At 65.7% G+C, this 18,631-nt stretch carries 17 protein-coding genes; 8 read left to right on the top strand and 9 right to left on the bottom strand.

Annotation, left to right across the window (positions count from 1 at the left end):
• Window positions 1-76 precede the first annotated feature (76 nt).
• The 3 genes from ACZI8W_RS16255 to ACZI8W_RS16245 all read right to left on the bottom strand — a co-directional run bounded on the left by ACZI8W_RS16255 (window position 77) and on the right by ACZI8W_RS16245 (window position 1,968).
• A complete protein-coding gene (locus tag ACZI8W_RS16255; RefSeq protein ID WP_463369529.1) occupies window positions 77-250 on the bottom strand; it encodes a DUF2613 domain-containing protein in 174 nt (57 codons plus the stop codon).
• Between the two features lie 100 nt (window positions 251-350).
• Complete coding sequence (locus ACZI8W_RS16250) at window positions 351-1,433, bottom strand: isochorismate synthase (protein WP_463369528.1); 1,083 nt, start codon at window positions 1,431-1,433, stop codon at window positions 351-353.
• A gap of 67 nt (window positions 1,434-1,500) precedes the next feature.
• Window positions 1,501-1,968: a universal stress protein gene (locus tag ACZI8W_RS16245; protein WP_054718659.1), complete on the bottom strand. Its 468-nt coding sequence runs from the start codon at window positions 1,966-1,968 to the stop codon at window positions 1,501-1,503.
• 120 nt (window positions 1,969-2,088) lie between these two features.
• Between ACZI8W_RS16245 and ACZI8W_RS16240 the strand changes: the two genes are divergently transcribed.
• Together ACZI8W_RS16240 and ACZI8W_RS16235 are read left to right on the top strand one after the other, a co-directional pair.
• Window positions 2,089-3,252 carry a glycoside hydrolase family 3 N-terminal domain-containing protein gene (locus ACZI8W_RS16240; protein ID WP_463369527.1) on the top strand — a complete coding sequence of 388 codons (1,164 nt, stop codon included), beginning with the start codon at window positions 2,089-2,091 and terminating at the stop codon, window positions 3,250-3,252.
• 80 nt (window positions 3,253-3,332) lie between these two features.
• A complete protein-coding gene (locus tag ACZI8W_RS16235; protein WP_463369526.1) occupies window positions 3,333-3,941 on the top strand; it encodes a TetR/AcrR family transcriptional regulator in 609 nt (202 codons plus the stop codon).
• Window positions 3,942-4,044: 103 nt separating this feature from the next.
• Here the strand turns inward: ACZI8W_RS16235 and ACZI8W_RS16230 are convergent, their stop codons facing one another.
• A complete protein-coding gene (locus ACZI8W_RS16230; protein WP_463369525.1) occupies window positions 4,045-4,920 on the bottom strand; it encodes a MaoC/PaaZ C-terminal domain-containing protein in 876 nt (291 codons plus the stop codon).
• Complete coding sequence (locus tag ACZI8W_RS16225) at window positions 4,920-6,266, bottom strand: 3-oxoacyl-ACP reductase (protein WP_463369524.1); 1,347 nt, start codon at window positions 6,264-6,266, stop codon at window positions 4,920-4,922. Before ACZI8W_RS16225 ends, ACZI8W_RS16230 begins: the two co-directional genes overlap by 1 nt.
• A 109-nt stretch (window positions 6,267-6,375) precedes the next feature.
• Between ACZI8W_RS16225 and ACZI8W_RS16220 the strand changes: the two genes are divergently transcribed.
• Together ACZI8W_RS16220 and ACZI8W_RS16215 are read left to right on the top strand one after the other, a co-directional pair.
• The gene (locus ACZI8W_RS16220) at window positions 6,376-7,743 is read left to right on the top strand and encodes an acetyl-CoA C-acetyltransferase (RefSeq protein WP_463369523.1); all 1,368 of its coding nucleotides are present in this window, start codon (window positions 6,376-6,378) and stop codon (window positions 7,741-7,743) included.
• Window positions 7,744-7,973: 230 nt separating this feature from the next.
• Window positions 7,974-10,460, top strand: a complete 2,487-nt coding sequence (locus ACZI8W_RS16215) for a VanW family protein (RefSeq protein WP_463369522.1) — start codon at window positions 7,974-7,976, stop codon at window positions 10,458-10,460.
• A gap of 84 nt (window positions 10,461-10,544) precedes the next feature.
• On the opposite strand, the gene ACZI8W_RS16210 is transcribed toward ACZI8W_RS16215, so the two are convergent.
• Both ACZI8W_RS16210 and ACZI8W_RS16205 read right to left on the bottom strand, forming a co-directional pair.
• The gene (locus ACZI8W_RS16210) at window positions 10,545-12,380 is read right to left on the bottom strand and encodes an acyl-CoA dehydrogenase (RefSeq protein ID WP_463369521.1); all 1,836 of its coding nucleotides are present in this window, start codon (window positions 12,378-12,380) and stop codon (window positions 10,545-10,547) included.
• Between the two features lie 95 nt (window positions 12,381-12,475).
• Window positions 12,476-13,084: a class I SAM-dependent methyltransferase gene (locus ACZI8W_RS16205; RefSeq protein WP_463369520.1), complete on the bottom strand. Its 609-nt coding sequence runs from the start codon at window positions 13,082-13,084 to the stop codon at window positions 12,476-12,478.
• 262 nt (window positions 13,085-13,346) lie between these two features.
• Here ACZI8W_RS16205 and ACZI8W_RS16200 point away from each other — a divergent pair, with 262 nt between their 5' ends.
• The 3 genes from ACZI8W_RS16200 to ACZI8W_RS16190 are packed head-to-tail and all read left to right on the top strand — an operon-like array spanning window position 13,347 to window position 16,143.
• Entirely contained in the window at window positions 13,347-14,432 is a 1,086-nt protein-coding gene (locus tag ACZI8W_RS16200; protein ID WP_463369519.1) for a 3-deoxy-7-phosphoheptulonate synthase, read from the top strand.
• A 44-nt stretch (window positions 14,433-14,476) separates the two neighbouring features.
• Entirely contained in the window at window positions 14,477-15,310 is an 834-nt protein-coding gene (locus tag ACZI8W_RS16195) for a MerR family transcriptional regulator (protein ID WP_463369518.1), read from the top strand.
• Entirely contained in the window at window positions 15,307-16,143 is an 837-nt protein-coding gene (locus ACZI8W_RS16190; protein ID WP_463369517.1) for a hypothetical protein, read from the top strand. Before ACZI8W_RS16195 ends, ACZI8W_RS16190 begins: the two co-directional genes overlap by 4 nt.
• Here the strand turns inward: ACZI8W_RS16190 and thpD are convergent.
• The gene (thpD, locus tag ACZI8W_RS16185) at window positions 16,136-17,023 is read right to left on the bottom strand and encodes an ectoine hydroxylase (protein WP_463369516.1); all 888 of its coding nucleotides are present in this window, start codon (window positions 17,021-17,023) and stop codon (window positions 16,136-16,138) included. The two genes, ACZI8W_RS16190 and thpD, sit on opposite strands and share 8 nt — an antisense overlap.
• Before the next feature lie 167 nt (window positions 17,024-17,190).
• Between thpD and ACZI8W_RS16180 the strand changes: the two genes are divergently transcribed.
• A complete protein-coding gene (locus ACZI8W_RS16180) occupies window positions 17,191-17,616 on the top strand; it encodes a VOC family protein (protein ID WP_463369515.1) in 426 nt (141 codons plus the stop codon).
• Window positions 17,617-17,626: 10 nt separating this feature from the next.
• Here the strand turns inward: ACZI8W_RS16180 and ACZI8W_RS16175 are convergent, their stop codons facing one another.
• The gene (locus ACZI8W_RS16175; RefSeq protein WP_463369514.1) at window positions 17,627-18,631 is read right to left on the bottom strand and encodes an AraC family transcriptional regulator; all 1,005 of its coding nucleotides are present in this window, start codon (window positions 18,629-18,631) and stop codon (window positions 17,627-17,629) included.

The raw sequence follows: 18,631 nt of genomic DNA, 5'->3' as shown, positions 1-18,631 counted from the left end.
CCCGGACTGCGAAGACCTGGCGCCGGAAGGGTCCGCGGCGCCGTGCGTACGTGAACTCGAAACGTTGCCGGCGCCGTCAGCGGCTGCCGTATTCAACCTGGTTCAGGAGAGACGAGTCAGCGTTGCCGCTGCGATCGATATCGGGACGAGAATTCTCGGACACCGCGGCTGTGACTCCGAATACCGCGACAGCGCCGACCACGACGCCTGCCACCGCGCTGATCAAGCCTGGTCCCAGGAACTTCCCCATACCCAACTCCCCATCATCGATCGACTCACGTCGTTTGGCTCCGCGTCAAGGTATCACCCGTGGATCACGGAGACGATGCCAGCGCACCGTGTTCGGCGGTTCAGAGTCCGATGGTGCCCAGCAACGTGCGTAGCTTCGCGGTGGTCTCGGCGAGTTCGTCGTCGGGATCGGACTCCGCGACGATGCCACCGCCGGCCCACGTGACGGCCCGCAGCCCGTCGGAGCTGATCTCGGCGCAGCGGATCGCGACGAGCCAGTCGCCGTCGCCGTTCGAGTCGCACCAGCCGACCGCACCGCCGTAGAAGCGGCGGTTGCCTTCGGTCGCCCGGATCGTCGCGAGGGCCGCTTCGGTGGGCGTCCCCGCGACCGCAGGTGTCGGGTGCAGGGTTGCGGCGACGGTGAGCGCGTCGGTACCTGGATCGCGCAGCGTCCCGGTGATCGGGGTCGCGAGATGCCACACGTCCGGCGTCGACGTCAGCTCCGGTCCGGCGGGGATGTCGAGGTCGCTGCACAGCGGGGTCAGCCGCGATCGGATCCAGTCGATGACGAACGCGTGCTCGGCCAGGTTCTTCGGCGACGTCAGCAGCTCCTCACCGGCCTTGCGATCGGCATCCGGATCGGCCTGGCGGGCGGCGGTACCGGCAAGTGGCCGGCACGTCACGCGCGCGCCGCGCACGCTGACCAGCAGTTCCGGTGTCGCGCCGACGAGGGTGTGGCCCCAGTACCGTTCGTCTGCCGCGCTGAGGTCGAGCGCGTAGGTCGTCGCGTCGGGGTGGCGTTCGATCATGCGTGCAGCCAGTGACAGCGGGTCGATCGGTTCGTCGGCCTCGAGCGTCACTCGTCGCGCCGCGACCACCTTGTCGAACTCGCCGAGTTCGAGCCGCTCGACGAGCGAACGCACCCGCGCGGAATGGATGCGGGGGAGGGGAATCTGTGCAGTCATCCGCACCGGAGGCAGATCGGGGAGATCGGCGGGGGCCTGCCACGGTCCGTCGGTGATCGCGACGGTCTCGGGTTCGGTCAGCGCGACTGCTCGGTCCGGGGCGAAAGGCAGCGCACCGACGATCAGATCGGCCTTGCCGCGGCGCAGAGCCGTCGAGGCCGTGGCGACATCGGAGAACAGGCGCCGCGTCCCGATGGCGTGTACACAACGATCGGCGCGCGAGAGCAGGAATCCGTCCATGGTGAGACGACAATATCGCCCACACGCCGTTCCGCTCGTAGTGCGGGGGATTCCGTGGAGTGGGACGTCAGCGGCCGGGAGGCACGATCAGGACCGGTCGATGACTGTGGCGGAGCACGTGGTCGGCGACCGAGGACTGCAATAGCGAACGCAGCCCTGTGGTGCCGCGGGTGCCGGTGACGATGATGTCGACGTCCAGTTCGTCGGCGGCTTCGATGATGGCCGCCCACACCGCGTTGACGACTTCGACGGTGCGACCCTCGGCATGGAGACCGAGAGAGTTGGCGAGCTCGAGGCCTTCCCTGTTGGTCACCTTCGCGTCGGACAGAGCCACGTCCTCGTTCTCCTCGTCCGGCACCCATTCGGGCTGCATGACACCCGACAGGCCCGACATCCGCGCGGCCTGGCGGACCATGGGCTCCCACGCGGTGACGACGATGGCACGGCACGATTCGAGGAAACGACCCGCGTATTGCACGGCGCGCTTGGAGTTCTCGGATCCGTCGTAAGCAATGAGAATCAGGTCTGCGGCCAACGTGCACTCCTCCAGGTCGTGTACGTGAAAGCTCTCGTATCAGCAGTGGCTGGGTGCACGATACCTCGCCTGAGCGGGTGGTGGGGAGGCACCTACACGAGTCGGCTACCGTCGAGGATCATGCGGATTCGACACAGCCTCGCCGTCGTTCTCACCTCGGCACTCGCGGTCACGGCCTGCGGTGCCGGCGACAGCGCCGACGCCCCCGCGCCGGAGTCGACGTCCACGGAATCGGCACCGCCGCAGTCGGCCACTCCGGCGTCGTCCGCGCAGCCTGCTGTGTGCGGCGACGACCTGCTCGCGTCGCTGTCGTTGCGTCAGAAACTCGCGCAGTTGCTCAACGTCGGTGTCACCGGTGCCGACGACGCGCTGGCAATGATCCAGGCGGAACAGATCGGCGGCATCTTCGTCGGCAGCTGGACCGACCCCGCGATGCTGGCGGAACGTCAGATCCCGGGAGTCGCGGCGCAGAGCCCGCTGCCGTTGATGGTGACGATCGACGAAGAAGGGGGTCGCGTGTCGCGGGTGGGCGAACTGCTCGGCCCCGACCCGTCGGCCCGCGCCACAGCGCAGACCATGACCATCGACGAGACGTACGGGATGGCGTTCGAGCGAGGGCAGGAGCTGCGTGAACTCGGGATCACCGTGAATTACGCACCCGACGTGGATGTCAGTGATCAGCCCGACAACTCTGTGATCGGCGACCGTTCCTACTCCGACGACCCGGCTGTCGTCACCGACTACGCTGGCGCGTACGCCCGCGGGCTGCAAGACGCCGGCATCCTGCCGGTGCTCAAGCACTTCCCCGGTCACGGCTCTGCGTCGGGTGATTCGCATACCGGTGCCGTGAGCACCCCGCCGTTCGACGAACTCGTCGCCAAGGACCTCCTGCCCTACCGGGAGTTGGTCTCGTCCGACGTCGCGGTGATGCTCGGGCACCTGGACGTACCCGGCCTGACGGACGGGGTCCCCGCCAGCATCAGCCCCGCTGCGGTGGACCTGCTGCGAACGGGTACCGGCTATGGCGGTCGCCCCTTCGACGGTGTGATCTTCACCGACGATCTGTCGGGAATGCAGGCGATCACCGATACCTATCCGATCACCGAAGCGGTCGAGGCCGCGTTGGTCGCGGGCGTCGACCAGGCGTTGTGGCTGACCACCGACCAGGTTCCGGCCGTTCTCGATCACCTCGAGAACGCAGTGACCTCGGGTGAGCTGCCCGCAGCGCAGGTCGACGAGTCCGTCCGCACCGTCGCGCGTGCCAAGGGCGCGCTCGACTGCTGAGAACGCGTCGATCACGCGGTGGACTCCGACTCCCTACCGTAGAGTAAGAACTTGTTCGTCACGTAGGTGTTGGAGGAGTCATGGCCGGCGGTACCAAGCGACTGCCCCGTGCGGTGCGAGAGCAGCAGATGCTCGACGCCGCCGTGGATGTGTTCTCCGAAAACGGGTTTCATGACGCGTCGATGGATGCGATCGCGGCGCGTGCGGCGATCTCGAAGCCGATGCTCTACCTCTACTACGGGTCGAAGGACGAACTGTTCGCCGCGTGCATCAGCCGCGAGGGGCAGGCGTTCGTCGAGGCGCTCAAGCCCGCCGGCGATCTGTCGCTGTCGCCGCGCGAACAGTTGCGCGTGGCGCTGGAGTCGTTCCTCGGTTTCGTCGACGCCCACCGCAACTCGTGGATGGTGCTCTACCGGCAGGCATTCGGGCAGCAGGCCTTCGCCGGTTCGGTGCAGAACAGTCGCGATCAGTTGATCGAATTGACCGCCCATCTCCTCGAATCCAGCACACGCGACCCGGAACCCGGAACCGACTTCCAGATCATGGCCGTTGCGCTCGTCGGGGCAGGCGAAGCCGTCGCGGACCGTGTCGCAGGCGGCGAGATCGACGTCGAGAAGGCCGCGGACCTGCTCGAGAACCTCGCGTGGCGCGGCCTGGCAGGCAAGAAGAAGTCCGATCAGCCGGGCTGATCGGACTTCTTCTCGGAACGGTGCGCCGGGACGCCCCCATCGCGCCCCGGCGCACCCTCTTCCCTCGCCGCACGCGAGAGACGCGGACGAGTGCTGTGGGGATTCAGCGCAGGGTCGCGGTGAGGTGCGGGTACTGCTTCTTCGGGTGCCGCACCGCGAGATCCCAGCCGCCTGCCTTTCCGTCATGATCGCTCTCGTGCTGCGCGTAGAGGCTCAGCGACGACGGTAGGAGCACGGGCTTGCCGAACCGCACCGAGTAGGTGACCTTCTCGGGGATCCGCCCTTCCACCGTCGACAGTGTCGCTGCGGCGGTCCACATTCCGTGCGCGATGGATTTCGGGAACCCGAAGGCCTTCGCGCCCAGTGACGACACGTGAATCGGATTGCGATCGCCCGACACCGCCGCGTACCTGTCGATCGTCTTCTGGTCGACGCGCAGCGTGGCGGTGGGGACGGCCGGGATCTCCTCGGTCTTCGGTTCCGGCTTCGGCTCACCCGAGAGCGACGTGCGCTGCTGATGCAGAAACGTCGAGGTCTGGCGCCACACCGTCTCGCGCCCCACCTTGACGACGGTGACGACGTCGACGAGCAAGCCCTTGCGGTGTTCACGCATGTTCTCGGCGTGCACACGCAGGTCGAGGGGCTCGGTGACGGAGATCGGCCGCACTTGCTCGATCACGTTCTCGGCATGCACCGAACCGATCGCCGCGAACGGAAACCCCTTGGACACCATCAGTTTCATCACGAGCGGGAACGTGAGGATGAACGGATACGTCAGCGGCAACGTGTCGCCGAAACGCAGACCGCACACTCTTGCGTACTCGGCGAGGTTGTCGGGATCGACCCGCAGGTCGCGGAGCACCAGCGTGTCGTCGGGCAGCGAATCGCCGGATGCCCCCACGACCGGCAGCGCCGACAGCACGGCGCGACCGTAGACGCCGAGGATCGACGGGCTCTCCGACAGTTCGATCTCGCTCATCAAGCCCCCAGCATGGACTGGCCGCAGACCCGCACGACCTGCCCGGTGACGGCGCTCGACGCGGGGTTCGCGAACCAGGCCACGGTCTCGGCGACGTCGACGGTCTCGCCGCCCTGGTTCAGTGAGCTCATCAGGCGGCCACCTTCGCGGGTCGCGAGCGGGACCGCGGCGGTCATCGCAGTTTCGATGAAGCCCGGCGCGACGGCGTTGATGGTGATCTTCTTCTTCGCGAGGACGGGCGCGGTGGCCTGTACGAGACCGATGACGCCCGCCTTGGATGCACCGTAGTTGGTCTGCCCGCGGTTGCCTGCGATGCCTGCGATCGACGACACGTCGATCACGCGACCGCCCTCCTTCAGCGCCCCCTTCGCGACGAGGGCCTCGGTGATTTTCTGCGGGGCCACGAGGTTCACGGCCATCACCGAGTTCCACTTGCCGCCGTCCATGTTGGCGAGCAGCTTGTCGCGGGTGATGCCGGCGTTGTGGACGATGATGTCGGCGCCGCCGTGTCGCTCGAGCAGGTGTGCGGCAAGTTTGTCGCCGGCATCGGCAGCGGTGACGTCGAGCGGGACGGACGTGCCACCCACGCGGTTGGCGGTCTGCGACAGCGCTTCACCGGCAGCAGGGACGTCTGCTGCGATGACCGTTGCGCCGTCGCGGGCGAGGACCTCTGCGATCGTCGCGCCGATGCCGCGCGCGGCACCGGTGACGACCGCGACCTTCCCGTCGAGCGGCTTGTCCCACGACGCGGGGGCGGTGGCGTCGCCGTCGCCGACGCGGACGACCTGGCCGTCGACGAACGCCGACTTGGCGGACAGCAGAAAGCGCAACGTCGACTCGACGCCGGACAGACCGGTCGAGGCCTTCGGCGAGACGTAGACGAGCTGGACGGTGGCACCGCGCCGCAGCTCCTTGCCGAGGCTGCGCGTGAAGCCTTCGAGGGCACGCTGCGCGATCTGCTCGTCGACGGAGTCCGTGTCCTCGGGGGCGGTGCCGAGGACGACGACGCGCCCGCTGGGCGCGAGGCTCCGGATGACCGGCTGGAAAAACGTATGGAGCTGTTCGAGGCCCGCGGCGTCGCTGATGCCGGTAGCGTCGAACACGAGAGCGCCGAACACGGTGTCGGCAGGGTCTGCGAACGTGTACTCGTGCAGCAGCGTGCGGATCGGTTCCACGAGGCGACCGTTGCCGCCGAGGAGGACGGGGCCGGGCAGCGCCGGCTCGCCGGGCTGGTAGCGGCGAAGCTTCTCCGGCTGGGGCAGACCGAACTGTTTCGCAAGGAAAGAGCCGGGTGCGGACGAGATGAGCTGGGAATAGAGCTTGGGTGCGCCCTTGGCGTCAGCCACGTTTCCACCTTCTTCGAATTCGGTCGTCGATGCTGTAGTCGACAACTAACTTACTCCTGAGTAAGAATAGTAGCCACAGTTCGAGTCCACCTGAATGCGGGAGATGCCAGTGACCACCAAAGCCCGATCCACGCAGCCGCGTCATATGGCTCGTTCCACGCAGCAGCGTCATATGGCTCGTTCCACGCAGCAGCGTCGCGTCGCCGTCCTCGGTGGCAACCGGATCCCGTTCGCGCGTTCGGACCGCAGGTACGCACGCGCGTCCAACCAGGACATGTTCACTGCAACCCTCGACGGTCTCGTGAGTCGTTTCAACCTGCAAGGCGAGCGTCTCGGCGCCGTCGTCGGCGGGGCGGTGCTCAAACACAGCCGAGACTTCAACCTCGTCCGTGAAAGCGTTCTCGGTAGCGCCCTGAGCCCCTACACCCCCGCGTGGGATCTGCAACAGGCGTGCGGCACCGGCCTGCAGTCGATCATCTCGGTGGGCGATGCGATCGCAGCCGGGCGTATCGATGCCGGGATCGGTGGCGGCGTCGACACGACCTCCGACGCTCCGATCGCGGTGAGCAACCCGCTGCGCGAGTTCCTGCTCTCCCTCAACCGCGCCCGCACCACAGCCGAGCGCGTCAAGCTGCTCGGCAACGTGCGGCCGTCGATGCTCGGCATCGAGATCCCGCGTAACGGCGAGCCGCGCACCGGTCTGTCGATGGGCGACCACGCTGCAATCACCGCGAAAGAATTCGGGATCCGCCGCGAAGACCAGGACGAACTCGCCGTGGAGAGCCACCACAACATGGCCGCCGCGTACGACCGCGGATTCTTCGACGACCTCGTCACCCCGTTCCTCGGGCTGACCCGCGACGACAACCTGCGCCCCGATTCGTCGGTCGAGAAACTGTCGACCTTGAAGCCGGTGTTCGGCACCAAGCTCGGCGACGCCACGATGACGGCCGGGAACTCCACCCCGCTCACCGACGGAGCGTCCGCAGCCCTGCTGTCCACCGAGGAGTGGGCAGCAGAACGAAACCTGCCGGTCCTCGCGTATCTCGTCGACTCCGAGACCGCCGCCGTCGACTATGTACACGGCGGTGACGGGTTGCTCATGGCACCCACCTACGCCATACCGCGTCTGCTCCAGCGCAACGGCCTCACGCTGCAGGACTTCGACTTCTACGAGATCCACGAGGCGTTCGCGTCGGTGGTCCTTGCCACACTGCAGGCGTTCGAATCGGACGATTACTGCAAGCAGCGCCTCGGTCTCGACGCTCCGCTCGGATCGATCGACCGCAGCAAGCTCAATGTCAATGGGTCCTCGCTGGCTGCGGGCCACCCGTTCGCCGCGACCGGCGGCCGCATCGTCGCTGCTCTCGCAAAGGCACTCCACGGGAAGAAGCAGCAGACGGGCAAGCCCGCGCGCGGTCTCATCTCGATCTGCGCTGCGGGCGGACAGGGCGTGACGGCAATTCTCGAAGCGTGATCCCGCGCGTGCCGAGCACGTGCAATAGATTTTGTCCGAAATGCGTGTAACACCCCCGCCGGCACGGCGATAGTACAGACGACCCTGCTGGGCTACCTGACCCCCGACCTGGTAGCCCAGCAGGGTCTTGCGCATTCCGCCCGTAGGGCGTTCACGTCTGGGCGTTACCCTTGGAAACCGGTATCCGGCGCGCAGTGTACGACGAGCGTGCCCCGTCTGAAGGGACATCGGTGAGCGGCAACAACGGGACGAACGAGCCCGAGGTTACACACGACGAGGTTCGCCCCGCCGAACCGCAGTCGCAGGCACCTTCGGTCGACTCTGTGGCCGAGGCTGATGCCGACTCTGTGACGGAGGCCGGTCTCGGCGCAGAGCAGGACGACGCTGCGACACAGGATGTGAGTGAGGCAACGGTCCCGGCCGAGGAGAACACGGCCGACGGATCAAACAGTGCGCCCGAGGGATCAGACGCAGTCACGACGCCGGTTCTGCGTGTTGCGCCCACCGAGCCCACCGAGCCCACCGAGCCCGCCGAAGCCACGACGCCCACCGAAACGCCCTCATCGGCGAAGAGCACCGACAAGTCGAACGACACCCAGTCGGAGGCTCCCACCACTGTCATCCCGGTAGTGGAAGTGTCATCGGAGCAGAGTCCGCCCGCGTCGGACGCTCCTACCGAGCAGATGCCGCAGGTCAAGGTGCCGCCCGTGCAGGCCGCCACCGGCGCGATGCCACCGGCAACCCCGCCGCCGGCGGGGCCACCGCCGGTCGCGCCTCCTCCGGGTGGCCCGGGTGGCCCGTCGGGACCTGGCAGTCCGTGGTCGAACCTGCCGAAGCGCACGATTGCGCTCGCCGTCGGCGGTGTCGCTGCTGTCCTCGCGGTTCTCTACATCGCGGATCTCGCATTGAGTTCGGGTGAGGTTCCGCGTGGTGTCACCGTGGCCGGTATCGAGATCGGAGGTGAGTCACGGGGCGATGCCGAAGCGATCCTCCGCGCCGAACTCGGCTCGCGGCTCGACACTCCCGTCGCGGTGACCGCTGGAGACACCAGCGGCGAGATCGTGCCGTCGGAGGCCGGTCTGGGCATCGATTGGAATGCCACCCTCGATCGCGTCGGCTCGCAGCCACTCAATCCCTTCAGCCGGCTCGCGGCGCTGTTCGGCAATGAGGAGGTCGGCGTGGTCTCCACTCGTGACGATGCGGCACTCGCCGCGTCGATCGATCTCGTGACCGCCGCAGCAGCCCACGAACCGCGTGAGGGCAACATCGTGTTCGAGGACGGCACCCCCGTCCCCGTCACCCCGCAGCCCGGTCAGCGCCTCGACGCGGAGGCAGCGTCGGACGTCTTTGCCGAGCGCTGGCCTTTCGGTGATGTGTCGCTGCCGGTCGAGAGCGTGGATGTCACCGTCACCCGCGAGGGCCTCGATCGTGCTCTCGCCGAGATCGCGGTACCCGCGGTGGCGTCGGACCTTTCGGTCACCGGCCACGACGGCACGGTTGCGACGCTGCCGAGCCAGGACATCGGCGCGGTGCTCTCGTTTGCACCCGACGGTTCGGGTGGGCTCGATCCGCAATACCACTTCGAGGCCGCCATCGGGATACTCGCGCCGCAGCTCGCGGCCACGGAGACGGAACCGAAAGACGCGCAGATCGTTCTCGACAGCGGTCGTCCCGCCGTCGTTCCGGGCACGAAGGGCAACCTCGTCGACTGGGAGAAGACTCTCGAGTCGCTGCCACAATTGCTTGCGACCGAGGACGGACGGTCCATCGATGCCCAGTACAACGAAGCAGATCCGGAGTTGACGACGGAGGCCGCGGAGAAGCTCGGGATCAACGAGGTGATCGGTGAGTTCACCTCCGGTGGTTTCGAATACGCCTCCGGTGTGAACATCCGCCTCGCTGCTTCCGAGATCAACGGTGCGCTCGTGAAGCCGGGCGAGACGTTCTCGCTCAATGGGTACACGGGCCCGCGTGGTGCAGCGGAAGGCTATGTCGAGTCCGGGATCATCGAGGCGGGGCGCCCGGGCAAGGCTGTCGGCGGCGGAATCAGCCAGCTCGCGACGACCCTGTACAACGCGTCGTACTTCGCGGGTATGGAGGACGTCGACCACACCGAGCACAGCTATTACATCTCCCGCTATCCGGCCGCGCGTGAGGCGACGGTCTACGAGGGCGCGATCGATCTGGCGTTCCGCAACCCGTCGGAGACCGGTGTGCTGATCCAGACGATCGGGACGGGCTCCGACATCACGGTGCGGCTGTGGGGCACCAAGACGGTCGATGTGCAGTCGATCACCGGTGACCGCACCAACTACACCTCGCCGAACACGATCACGTTGCCGGCGGGGGCATCATGTATCCCTTCGAGTGGTGCGCAGGGCTTCACCGTCACCGACACCCGCATCGTCACCGATGTGAACACGGGTGCGCAGATCTCGAACAAGACCCGCACCGTCCGCTACGACCCCGTGCCCGTCGTCAGGTGCACAAGCCCCGAACCGCAGCCTGGCGATGACGATCCGGCAGAGGGTGAGGGTAGTTCGGGGGGAGGCGCAGTGCCCGAACCGGGAGACGGCGCGGCTCCGGCGCCGGCGGAAACGGCTCCCGCGGAGACTGAGATCGAAGCACCGGCTGAACCGGAAGCCGAGGAACCCGCCGCGTCCCGTCCCTCAGCGGGTGATTTCGTGCCGGACTTCCCCGGCGTCGAGGACGAGTGACAAGGACGAGTGGCAAAACAGTGGCTCCCACCGATCTCGGCGGGAGCCACTGCTTGTTCTACTCGGTTGCGTACTACTCGGTCATCAGAACGCGGCTTCGTCGAGCTCCATGATGTCGAGGTCGACGTCCGTAATGATGTTGCGCGACGTTGTCAGGGTCGGCAGCACGTTCTTCGCGAAGAAGGATGCCGCTGCGACCTTGCCTTCGTAGAAGGCCTTGTCCTTGTCGTCCGGGTTCGCGTCGAGCGCAGCCAGTGCGATCTCCGCGTGCTCGAGGAGCAGCCAGCCCATGAGGAGGTCGCCGAACGACTCGAGGAAGCGGACGGATCCGAGGCCGACCTTGTACAGCTCGGTGGGCTGCTCTTGTGCGCCCATGAGGAACTGGGTGAGAGTCGCGACCATTGCCTGCGCGTCTTCGAGTGCGGTGGCCAGCAGAGCGCGCTCGGGCTTGAGGCGCTGGTCGGCCGTGTCGGACTCGAGGAACTTCTTGACCTGCCCTGCGACGTGGGCGAGGGCGACGCCGCGGTCGCGGGCGATCTTGCGGAAGAAGAAGTCCTGTGCCTGGATCGCGGTGGTGCCCTCGTACAGGGAATCGATCTTCGCGTCGCGAATGTACTGCTCGATCGGGTAGTCCTGCAGGAAGCCCGAACCACCGAACGTCTGCAGTGAATCGGTCAGGTACTGGTAGGCACGTTCGGAGCCGCAACCCTTGACGACGGGCAGGAGAAGATCGTTGATGCGGTGCGCGAGTTCGGCGTCGGCGCCGGAGACCTGCTCGGCGACGACGTCGTCCTGGTGCGCTGCGGTGTAGAGGTACACGGCCCGCAGACCTTCGGAGTACGCCTTCTGCATCGCGAGGGACCGACGGACGTCCGGGTGATGCATGATCGACACTCGCGGGGCGGACTTGTCGGACATCTGGGTCAGGTCGGCGCCCTGGATGCGTTCCTTGGCATAGTCGAGCGCGTTGAGGTATCCGGTCGACAGCGTTGCGATGGCCTTGGTGCCGACCATCATGCGGGCGTGCTCGATGACGTCGAACATCTGCGCGATGCCGTTGTGGACCTCGCCGACGAGCCAACCCTGGGCGGGGATGCCGTGACCGCCGAAGGTGAGCTCGCAGGTTGCGGAGGCCTTGAGGCCCATCTTGTGCTCGACGTTGGTGACGAATACGCCGTTGCGTTCGCCCATCTCGTTCTTCTCGAAATCGAAGTGGGTCTTCGGGACGAAGAACAAGGACAGGCCCTTGGTGCCCGGCCCGGCGCCTTCGGGGCGTGCGAGCACCAGGTGGAAGATGTTCTCGAACAGGTCGTCGGAATCTGCGGAGGTGATGAACCGCTTGACGCCTTCGATGTGCCACGAGCCGTCGTCCTGCTTGATGGCCTTGGTGCGGCCTGCGCCCACATCGGAGCCCGCGTCAGGCTCGGTGAGCACCATGGTGGCACCCCAGCCGCGTTCGACGCAGGTGGTCGCCCACTTCTTCTGCTCGTCGGTGCCGTTCTCGAAGAGAACGGCGGCGAATCCCGGGCCGGCTGCGTACATGAAGGCTGCGGGCTGTGCGCCGAGCATCATCTCGTTGACGGACCACACGAGGCTGCTCGGCGCTTCGGTCCCGCCGAGCTCCTCGGGGATGCCCATGGACCAGTACCCGGCGTCCCACCAGGAGCGGAAGGACTTCTTGAACGGCTCCGGCAGTGTCACCGAGTGGGTGTCGGGGTCGAAGGTCGGGGGGGTGCGGTCGGCGTCGGCGAAACCCTCGGCAGCGGGTCCTTCGGCGAGGGACTTGGCCTCGGAGAGGATGCCGCGTGCGGTTTCTTCGTCGAGGTCGCCGAACTTGCCAGCGTCGAGCACCGTCTGAATCTTCAGGAACTCGAACAGATTGAACTCGAGGTCGCGGAGGTTGCTCTTGTAATGGCCCATGTCTGTTGCTCTGTCTCCCAGTGCGGTCCGGTCACTTCCAAGTACCGCCCAAGTTATTACTCGTCGGTAACATCTCTATGTTACTCGCAAGGCAACTAACTGCCAAGGTCGATTTTACGGGCAACGACGAGTGCGTCGATGGCAGTTCCGGAAACAGTTTCCCGGAATCTCCGCTCGGCCACGCGAACTTCCAACCTTCCGTCGATATCGTCGACGATATCTGTTGGGGTGTAAAGTATTTCGCTGTCCTGCGGGCCGCCTACCCCGTCTTCGATATTTGTCCGGTCATGCCCCAGGAACATGAGGATTCCGTCAGGTTCAAGTGAATTGATCGCGTTGTCGATCAGGGTTCTGCGCTGCGCTGGAGGGAAGTGCAAGAATATCGCGAGTATCAGATCATAGTTCCCCTCAAATGCGTCCTGTGTCACATCCGATCGCACGTACTGCAAGCGATCGTGCGACCGTTTCGGCGCGTGCGCCGCAACCTGTCTGGCCTTGTCGAGGGCCACGTCGGAGAAGTCGGTACCGGTTACCTCCCAGCCCCGGGTCGCGAGCCAGAGCGAATGCCGACCTTCACCGCACCCGAGGTCGAGTGCGCGACCGTGCGGGAGGGCGGTGGCGAACTCGACGACGACGGGGTTCGGCGGTGTGCCCCACACCAGATCTGCAGCCCGGTATTTCTCGTCCCAATCATGTGCGTCCATGAGGGAAAAATAGCCTCTCCGGCCGGATCGGACGTCGGCGCGCGTGCGGCGGGCGAGGCGACCGTCACACCCCCACGTGGGAACCGTCTGTTATTCTCGTCGGCATGCAGCGCGCATATTTCTGGTTTAGCAGGCCGGCCCCGGGTGGGTCGGTCGGCGTGACCGCACGCTGACTTCTTCCACCTACGAGCCGGAGTACAGACCGGCTCGCTGGATTCACAGCATCTCGAGGGTCGGCCTGAGAACAGGAACCGAAAACCCAATGAGTACCCAGACCAACAGCATCTCCACTGCGAATCTCGACGAGCAGCGCACGGTGCGGATCAGCCCGCTTGCGGCACCGTCCGTCGTACGTGCTGAGCACGCACCCGACGAGGTTGCCGCCGCGACCGTGCGTGCGGGCCGAGCTGCCACCGTCGACATCCTCGGCGGCACCGATGACCGGCTCGTCGTCATCGTGGGCCCCTGCTCGGTGCACGACCCGGCCGCCGCGATGGACTACGCCCGCAAGCTGGCGGCGAAAGCCGACGAGCTGCGTGATGATCTGCACATCGTGATGCGCGTGTACTTCGAGAAGCCCCGCACCACGCTCGGCTGGAAGGGCCTGCTCAACGACCCGCATCTCGACGGTACGTACGACATCAACACGGGTCTGCGCATCGGTCGCAAGCTGCTTCTCGACGTGTCGAGTCTCGGCCTGCCCGTCGGCTGCGAGTTCCTCGACCCGATTCTCCCGCAGTACTACGCCGACCTGGTCACCTACGGCGCGATCGGTGCCCGCACCGCCGCCAGTCAGGTGCATCGTCAGCTGTGCAGTGCCCTGTCGATGCCGGTCGGTATCAAGAACTCCACCGAAGGTGACGTACAGGTCGCGGTCGACGGCACACGTGCGGCCGCCGCAAGCCACGTGTTCCCCGGAACCGATCTCGATGGCCAGGCCGCGCTGATCGAGACGGTCGGCAACCCCGATTGTCACGTCATCCTGCGCGGCGGCAGTGCGGGGCCGAACTACGATGCCGAGACCGTTGCCGACACGATGGCCCGCCTGCGTAAGGGCGGCCTGCCCGAGCGGGTCGTCATCGATGCGAGCCACGGCAACAGCAGCAAGAACCACGAGAAGCAGGTAGGCGTCGTCAACGAGATCGCCGACCGCATCGTCGCGGGAGAAGAAGGCATCGTCGGTGTCATGCTCGAAAGCTTCATCGAAGCGGGCCGACAAGATCTGGAGCTGGGGAAGGCAGACGAACTCGAGTACGGGAAGTCGATCACCGACGCGTGCATCGACTGGGCGACCACCGTTGATCAGCTGGACCGTCTCGCGGAAGCGGTCCGCGCTCGTCGGCCCTAGCCACGCCTTGACCCCGACGTAACGTCAGGGTTGATGCTGGGGTCATGAGAATCGGGGAACTGGCCGCAGCCGCAGACACGACCGTACGCACGATCCGGCACTACCACCGGCTCGGGTTGCTGCCGGAGCCACCGAGGTCCTCCAACGGGTACCGCGTATACTCGATGGAGGATCTCGTGCGGCTGATGCGCATCCGCTGGCTCGCCGGTGCCGGAGTTCCGTTGGGGGCGATCCCGACCATGATCGGCGCCGCGGCCGACGACGCACAGGACCGCGGCGAAGCGCGGGACGATCTCACCGCAGACCTCGAAGCGTTGATCGCCGACCTCGATGCACAACTGCACGTCCTCGAAGGAAGGCGGCACGCGCTGACCGCGATGCTCAACGGTCACCGCCGCGGCCACGCCATCTCACCGCTTCCCGATCCCCTTGCCCGGACATTCGACGAACTCATCAGCGGCGAGACTGATCCCCGAACGCAGAAGGTCTTCGAACACGAGCGTGACAGCTGGGAACTCGTCGCCCTGTCCGGGCAGGCGCCGCAGGAATTTCTCGATGCCGTGACCGAGGTCCTCACCGACCCCGCGCGGCGAGGTGCGGTGGTCGCGTTGTACCGACGATTCGGGGCGCTCGCGGGTTCTGGGCCCGACGAGGTCGCGAGCGAGATCGAAGCGATCGCCGATGGGATGGCCGGATTCCTCACCCTGTTCACTGGCCGCCGAGGCGGTGGTCTGTTCGGGGAATGGGCCGCGAGGTCGGCCTCCCTCGCGGCGAACGGTGAACCGATGATGGCGGAAGTGCTACCGGATCCCGCGCAGCGGGCGGTCGCGATCCGGGTCATCGTCCGAGTAGCCGAAGCAGCGGAACGGCAACGATGACCGGGGTGCGCGCACGTCGTCTGCACGTGGTGGCGGCGGTGATCACGATCCTGGTGGCAATCGTCAATGCGGGGCTCGCCGCGCTCGGGGTGCTGAGCCCGGGTGCGGCGGTCGGGCTGTGGCTGGCGGTCGAGATTCCGCTCGGCACCGTTGTCGGCGTTCTCACCGTGCTGCGCATCCGGTCCCTGCGAGGCGAGGGACTCGGATGGAATGCGGTCCTCGACGAGATCGCCGGGAAGGTCGCAGCCGACCTCATTCGGTTCGAGGTGCGTGGCTACCGCGCGATCTGGCTCTTCGCGCGCCGACGCTACGACGGCGTCTCCGCCGGGGTGATCCCGGTCGGGTACACGAAGGGAACGATGGGTATCCCGATGGCGTTCCTGGTCGCATGCATCATCGAAGCCGTGGTTGTCCACGTGCTGGTGCCGTGGCCGGTGATCCGCAATGTGCTACTCGTGCTCTCGATCTGGGGAGTCATCCAGATCTTCGGGATTCTCGCCTGCCGGATCACGCATCCGCATCTGCTGACCGAGACTCGGCTGAGGATCCGGGCAGGACATCAGGTGATCGTCGACCTGGAGCATCAGGATGTGGGGCGGGTGCTCGAGCGGAGGCGATGGGAACACACGTCCCAGACCGTCGATGATCACGCGCTGTACCTTCCGGGGTCGGACGGCACCTGCCTCGACCTGATCCTGACAGAACCCGTCGACGTCAGGCGCCCCGCCTTTTTCGGGCACAAGCGTGCCACCGCCTCGGTATCGCGCCTGTCTGTGCAGGTAGACGATCCCGAGGCGGTGGTAGCGCACTTCAGGTCAGCGCAGTTCAGGTGAGTGACGTGAAGTCTCTGCTGCCGAGGTACGACGGACGCGGCTTGCTTGCAGCAAACGGCTCGACGGGGGTGTTCTCGACACTGTTGAACACCACGAACAGATTGGAACGAGGAAGCGGTGTGATGTTCCCGTTCGATCCGTGCATGCAGTTCGAGTCGAAAACTGTTGCAGAACCCGCAGATCCGCGGAAGGTGCTGATGCCGAACTCGGCACTCATCCGGGTCAGAGTGTCTTCGTCGGGCGACCCCGTCGGCGGCGTATGGGTGACGAGTGACTCTCGGTAATAGTCGTCTGGAGTCTCACCGGCACACGAGACGAACGTCTTGTGTGAACCCGGCATGATCATCAACCCCCCGTTGTAACCGTAGTTTTCGGTCAACGCGATGGAGATACTCAACGCGCGAGGGGACGGCATGCCGTCCTCCGCGTGCCAGGTCTCGAAGTCCGAGTGCCAATAGAACGGGCCACCGCGGAATCCTGGCTTGACGTTGAGCCGGGATTGATGGACATAGACGTCGGAGCCAAGTAATTGTCGTGCGATACCCGAGATTTCGGGTCGGCGGATGATCGAATCAACCAGGCCACTCAGGCGGTGCACATCGAAGATCGACCGTACGTCGCCTCCGGCGTGCTCGCGGACCACACGTTCGTCGTTGCCGAGTTCACGTCCGAGTCGGGATGTTTCTTCCAAAAGGTTGCCGACATCATTTGCGGCGAGAAGTGCTTCTGTAGTGTGGAATCCGCGCGATTCGTACGACTTGACCGCAGCGGGGTCGAGTGGCCCGGGTGTCGAACCCCAGACGACAGGATCCATTCGTGCGATGGACTCCGAAATCATTCGGTTGCGAGTTGGATAAACATCCTTCACGACCGTACGCATATCTTCCGAATCACCCTCTCGAGGATAGACGATGCTTCCACCCGACAGTCCCAGAACCTGGTCGGATTTGCAACCCGGCAAACAGGGCGCGCGACGGAAAACGCCCTGCTCGTCGCCTCGGGCATCGCGCACGGGCCTCTGTCGGAGGTGCGCAGTAGGGTCGCGACATGGGATACGAATTTCAGGTCACAGTCGATTGCATCAACCCGCACACTCAGGCGCGATGGTGGGCCGAGGCGCTCGAATGGCGCGTCGAACCCAGCGACGAGAACTTCATTCGCGGACTCGTACAGGCCGGTCACGCGAGTGACGAGGACACCGAGATATTCGACGGCACACTCGTGTGGCGGGCGGGGTCTGCGATCACCGACCCCGACAACCCGCACCGGCCCAGAATGCTGTTCCAGAGGGTCCCGGAAGAGAAGTCCGCGAAGAACCGAGTTCACCTCGATATTCAGGTGGGAGACAATCGAGAGGAGGTGGCCGAGCGTCTGGTTGCTGCGGGGGCCGCTGTACTGCATCGCGGGAGCCAGGGGCCGTACGAGTGGATTACGATGGCAGACCCGGAAGGCAACGAGTTCTGTCTCTGCTGACAGCGCTGTCTCACTCGCGTACGCGGTAGGCGCGCGGCGTGGTTCCCGTCCACCGCTTGAATGCCCGACGGAACGCACTCGGCTCGGAGAAACCGAGACGAGCAGACAGATCGTCCACCGATTCCCCTCGCCGCAGTCCGGCGACGGCGAGGTCGCGTAGCACCTGCTCGCGGAGTCGGCCGAGGGAGGTGCCCTCCTGGCGCAGCAACCGTCGCAGATGCGGTGGACTCACCGTGAGCATGTCGGCAATCTCGTCGGTGGTGGCCGTACGACCCTGAATTCCCGACTCGAAGATCCTGCGCACCTGGCTGGAGACGGTCGATTCGTAATCACGTTCCGACAGCATGAGATTCGGAGAATCCCGAAGATACGCTTCGAGTGATTCTTCGGTTCGGATGATCGGCGACCGCATGGCCGAGTTGTCCAGTTCGAGTGCTGCGCGCCCTGCGTCGAAGGTGACGGGGATTCCGAAGATGGCGTCGTAGCTACGGGCGAGAATCGGATCTGGCTCCGCGTACGGCAGCAACACCGACACCAATGGCACCCGCCCACCGACGAGCCATGCCGCGAACCGGTGCAGAAGCATCAAGAGGAAATCGACTGTTACACGGGTCATTTCTGTCACCTCGTCGGGGAGAATCACATCCAGGTGGGTGCTCGTCTCGCCGATGGCCAAGCTCAATTTCGGGAGTCCCTGCAGGACCCGGTTGGCCTCGATCATGCGGGTGAGGGCACGTGCGAGATCCGGACAGTGGATCAGCGTCAACGTCAGAATCCGGAACGACCCGCGCGGCACCGGGCCTGTTCCGAGACCGAACAACTCGTCGTCGGTGATCTGCCAGGCCGCGCGGGTGAACAGGCTCACCTGCTCGGGGGTCAGCCGTGCGTGCGGCTGGGCGAGTACCGCGCGACTGATTCTGCCGGCGAGGAGCGCAGGGGTGAGGTCGACGCCGGCGGACGCTGCCACACTCACCGATCGGCTGACGAAATCGGAGGGGATCGTCGGTGTCGACAC

It is taken from the genome of Rhodococcus ruitaii, assembly GCF_055230935.1.
Note: the sequence above shows the minus strand (reverse complement) of the source record. Positions and strands in the feature narration are given on the sequence as shown.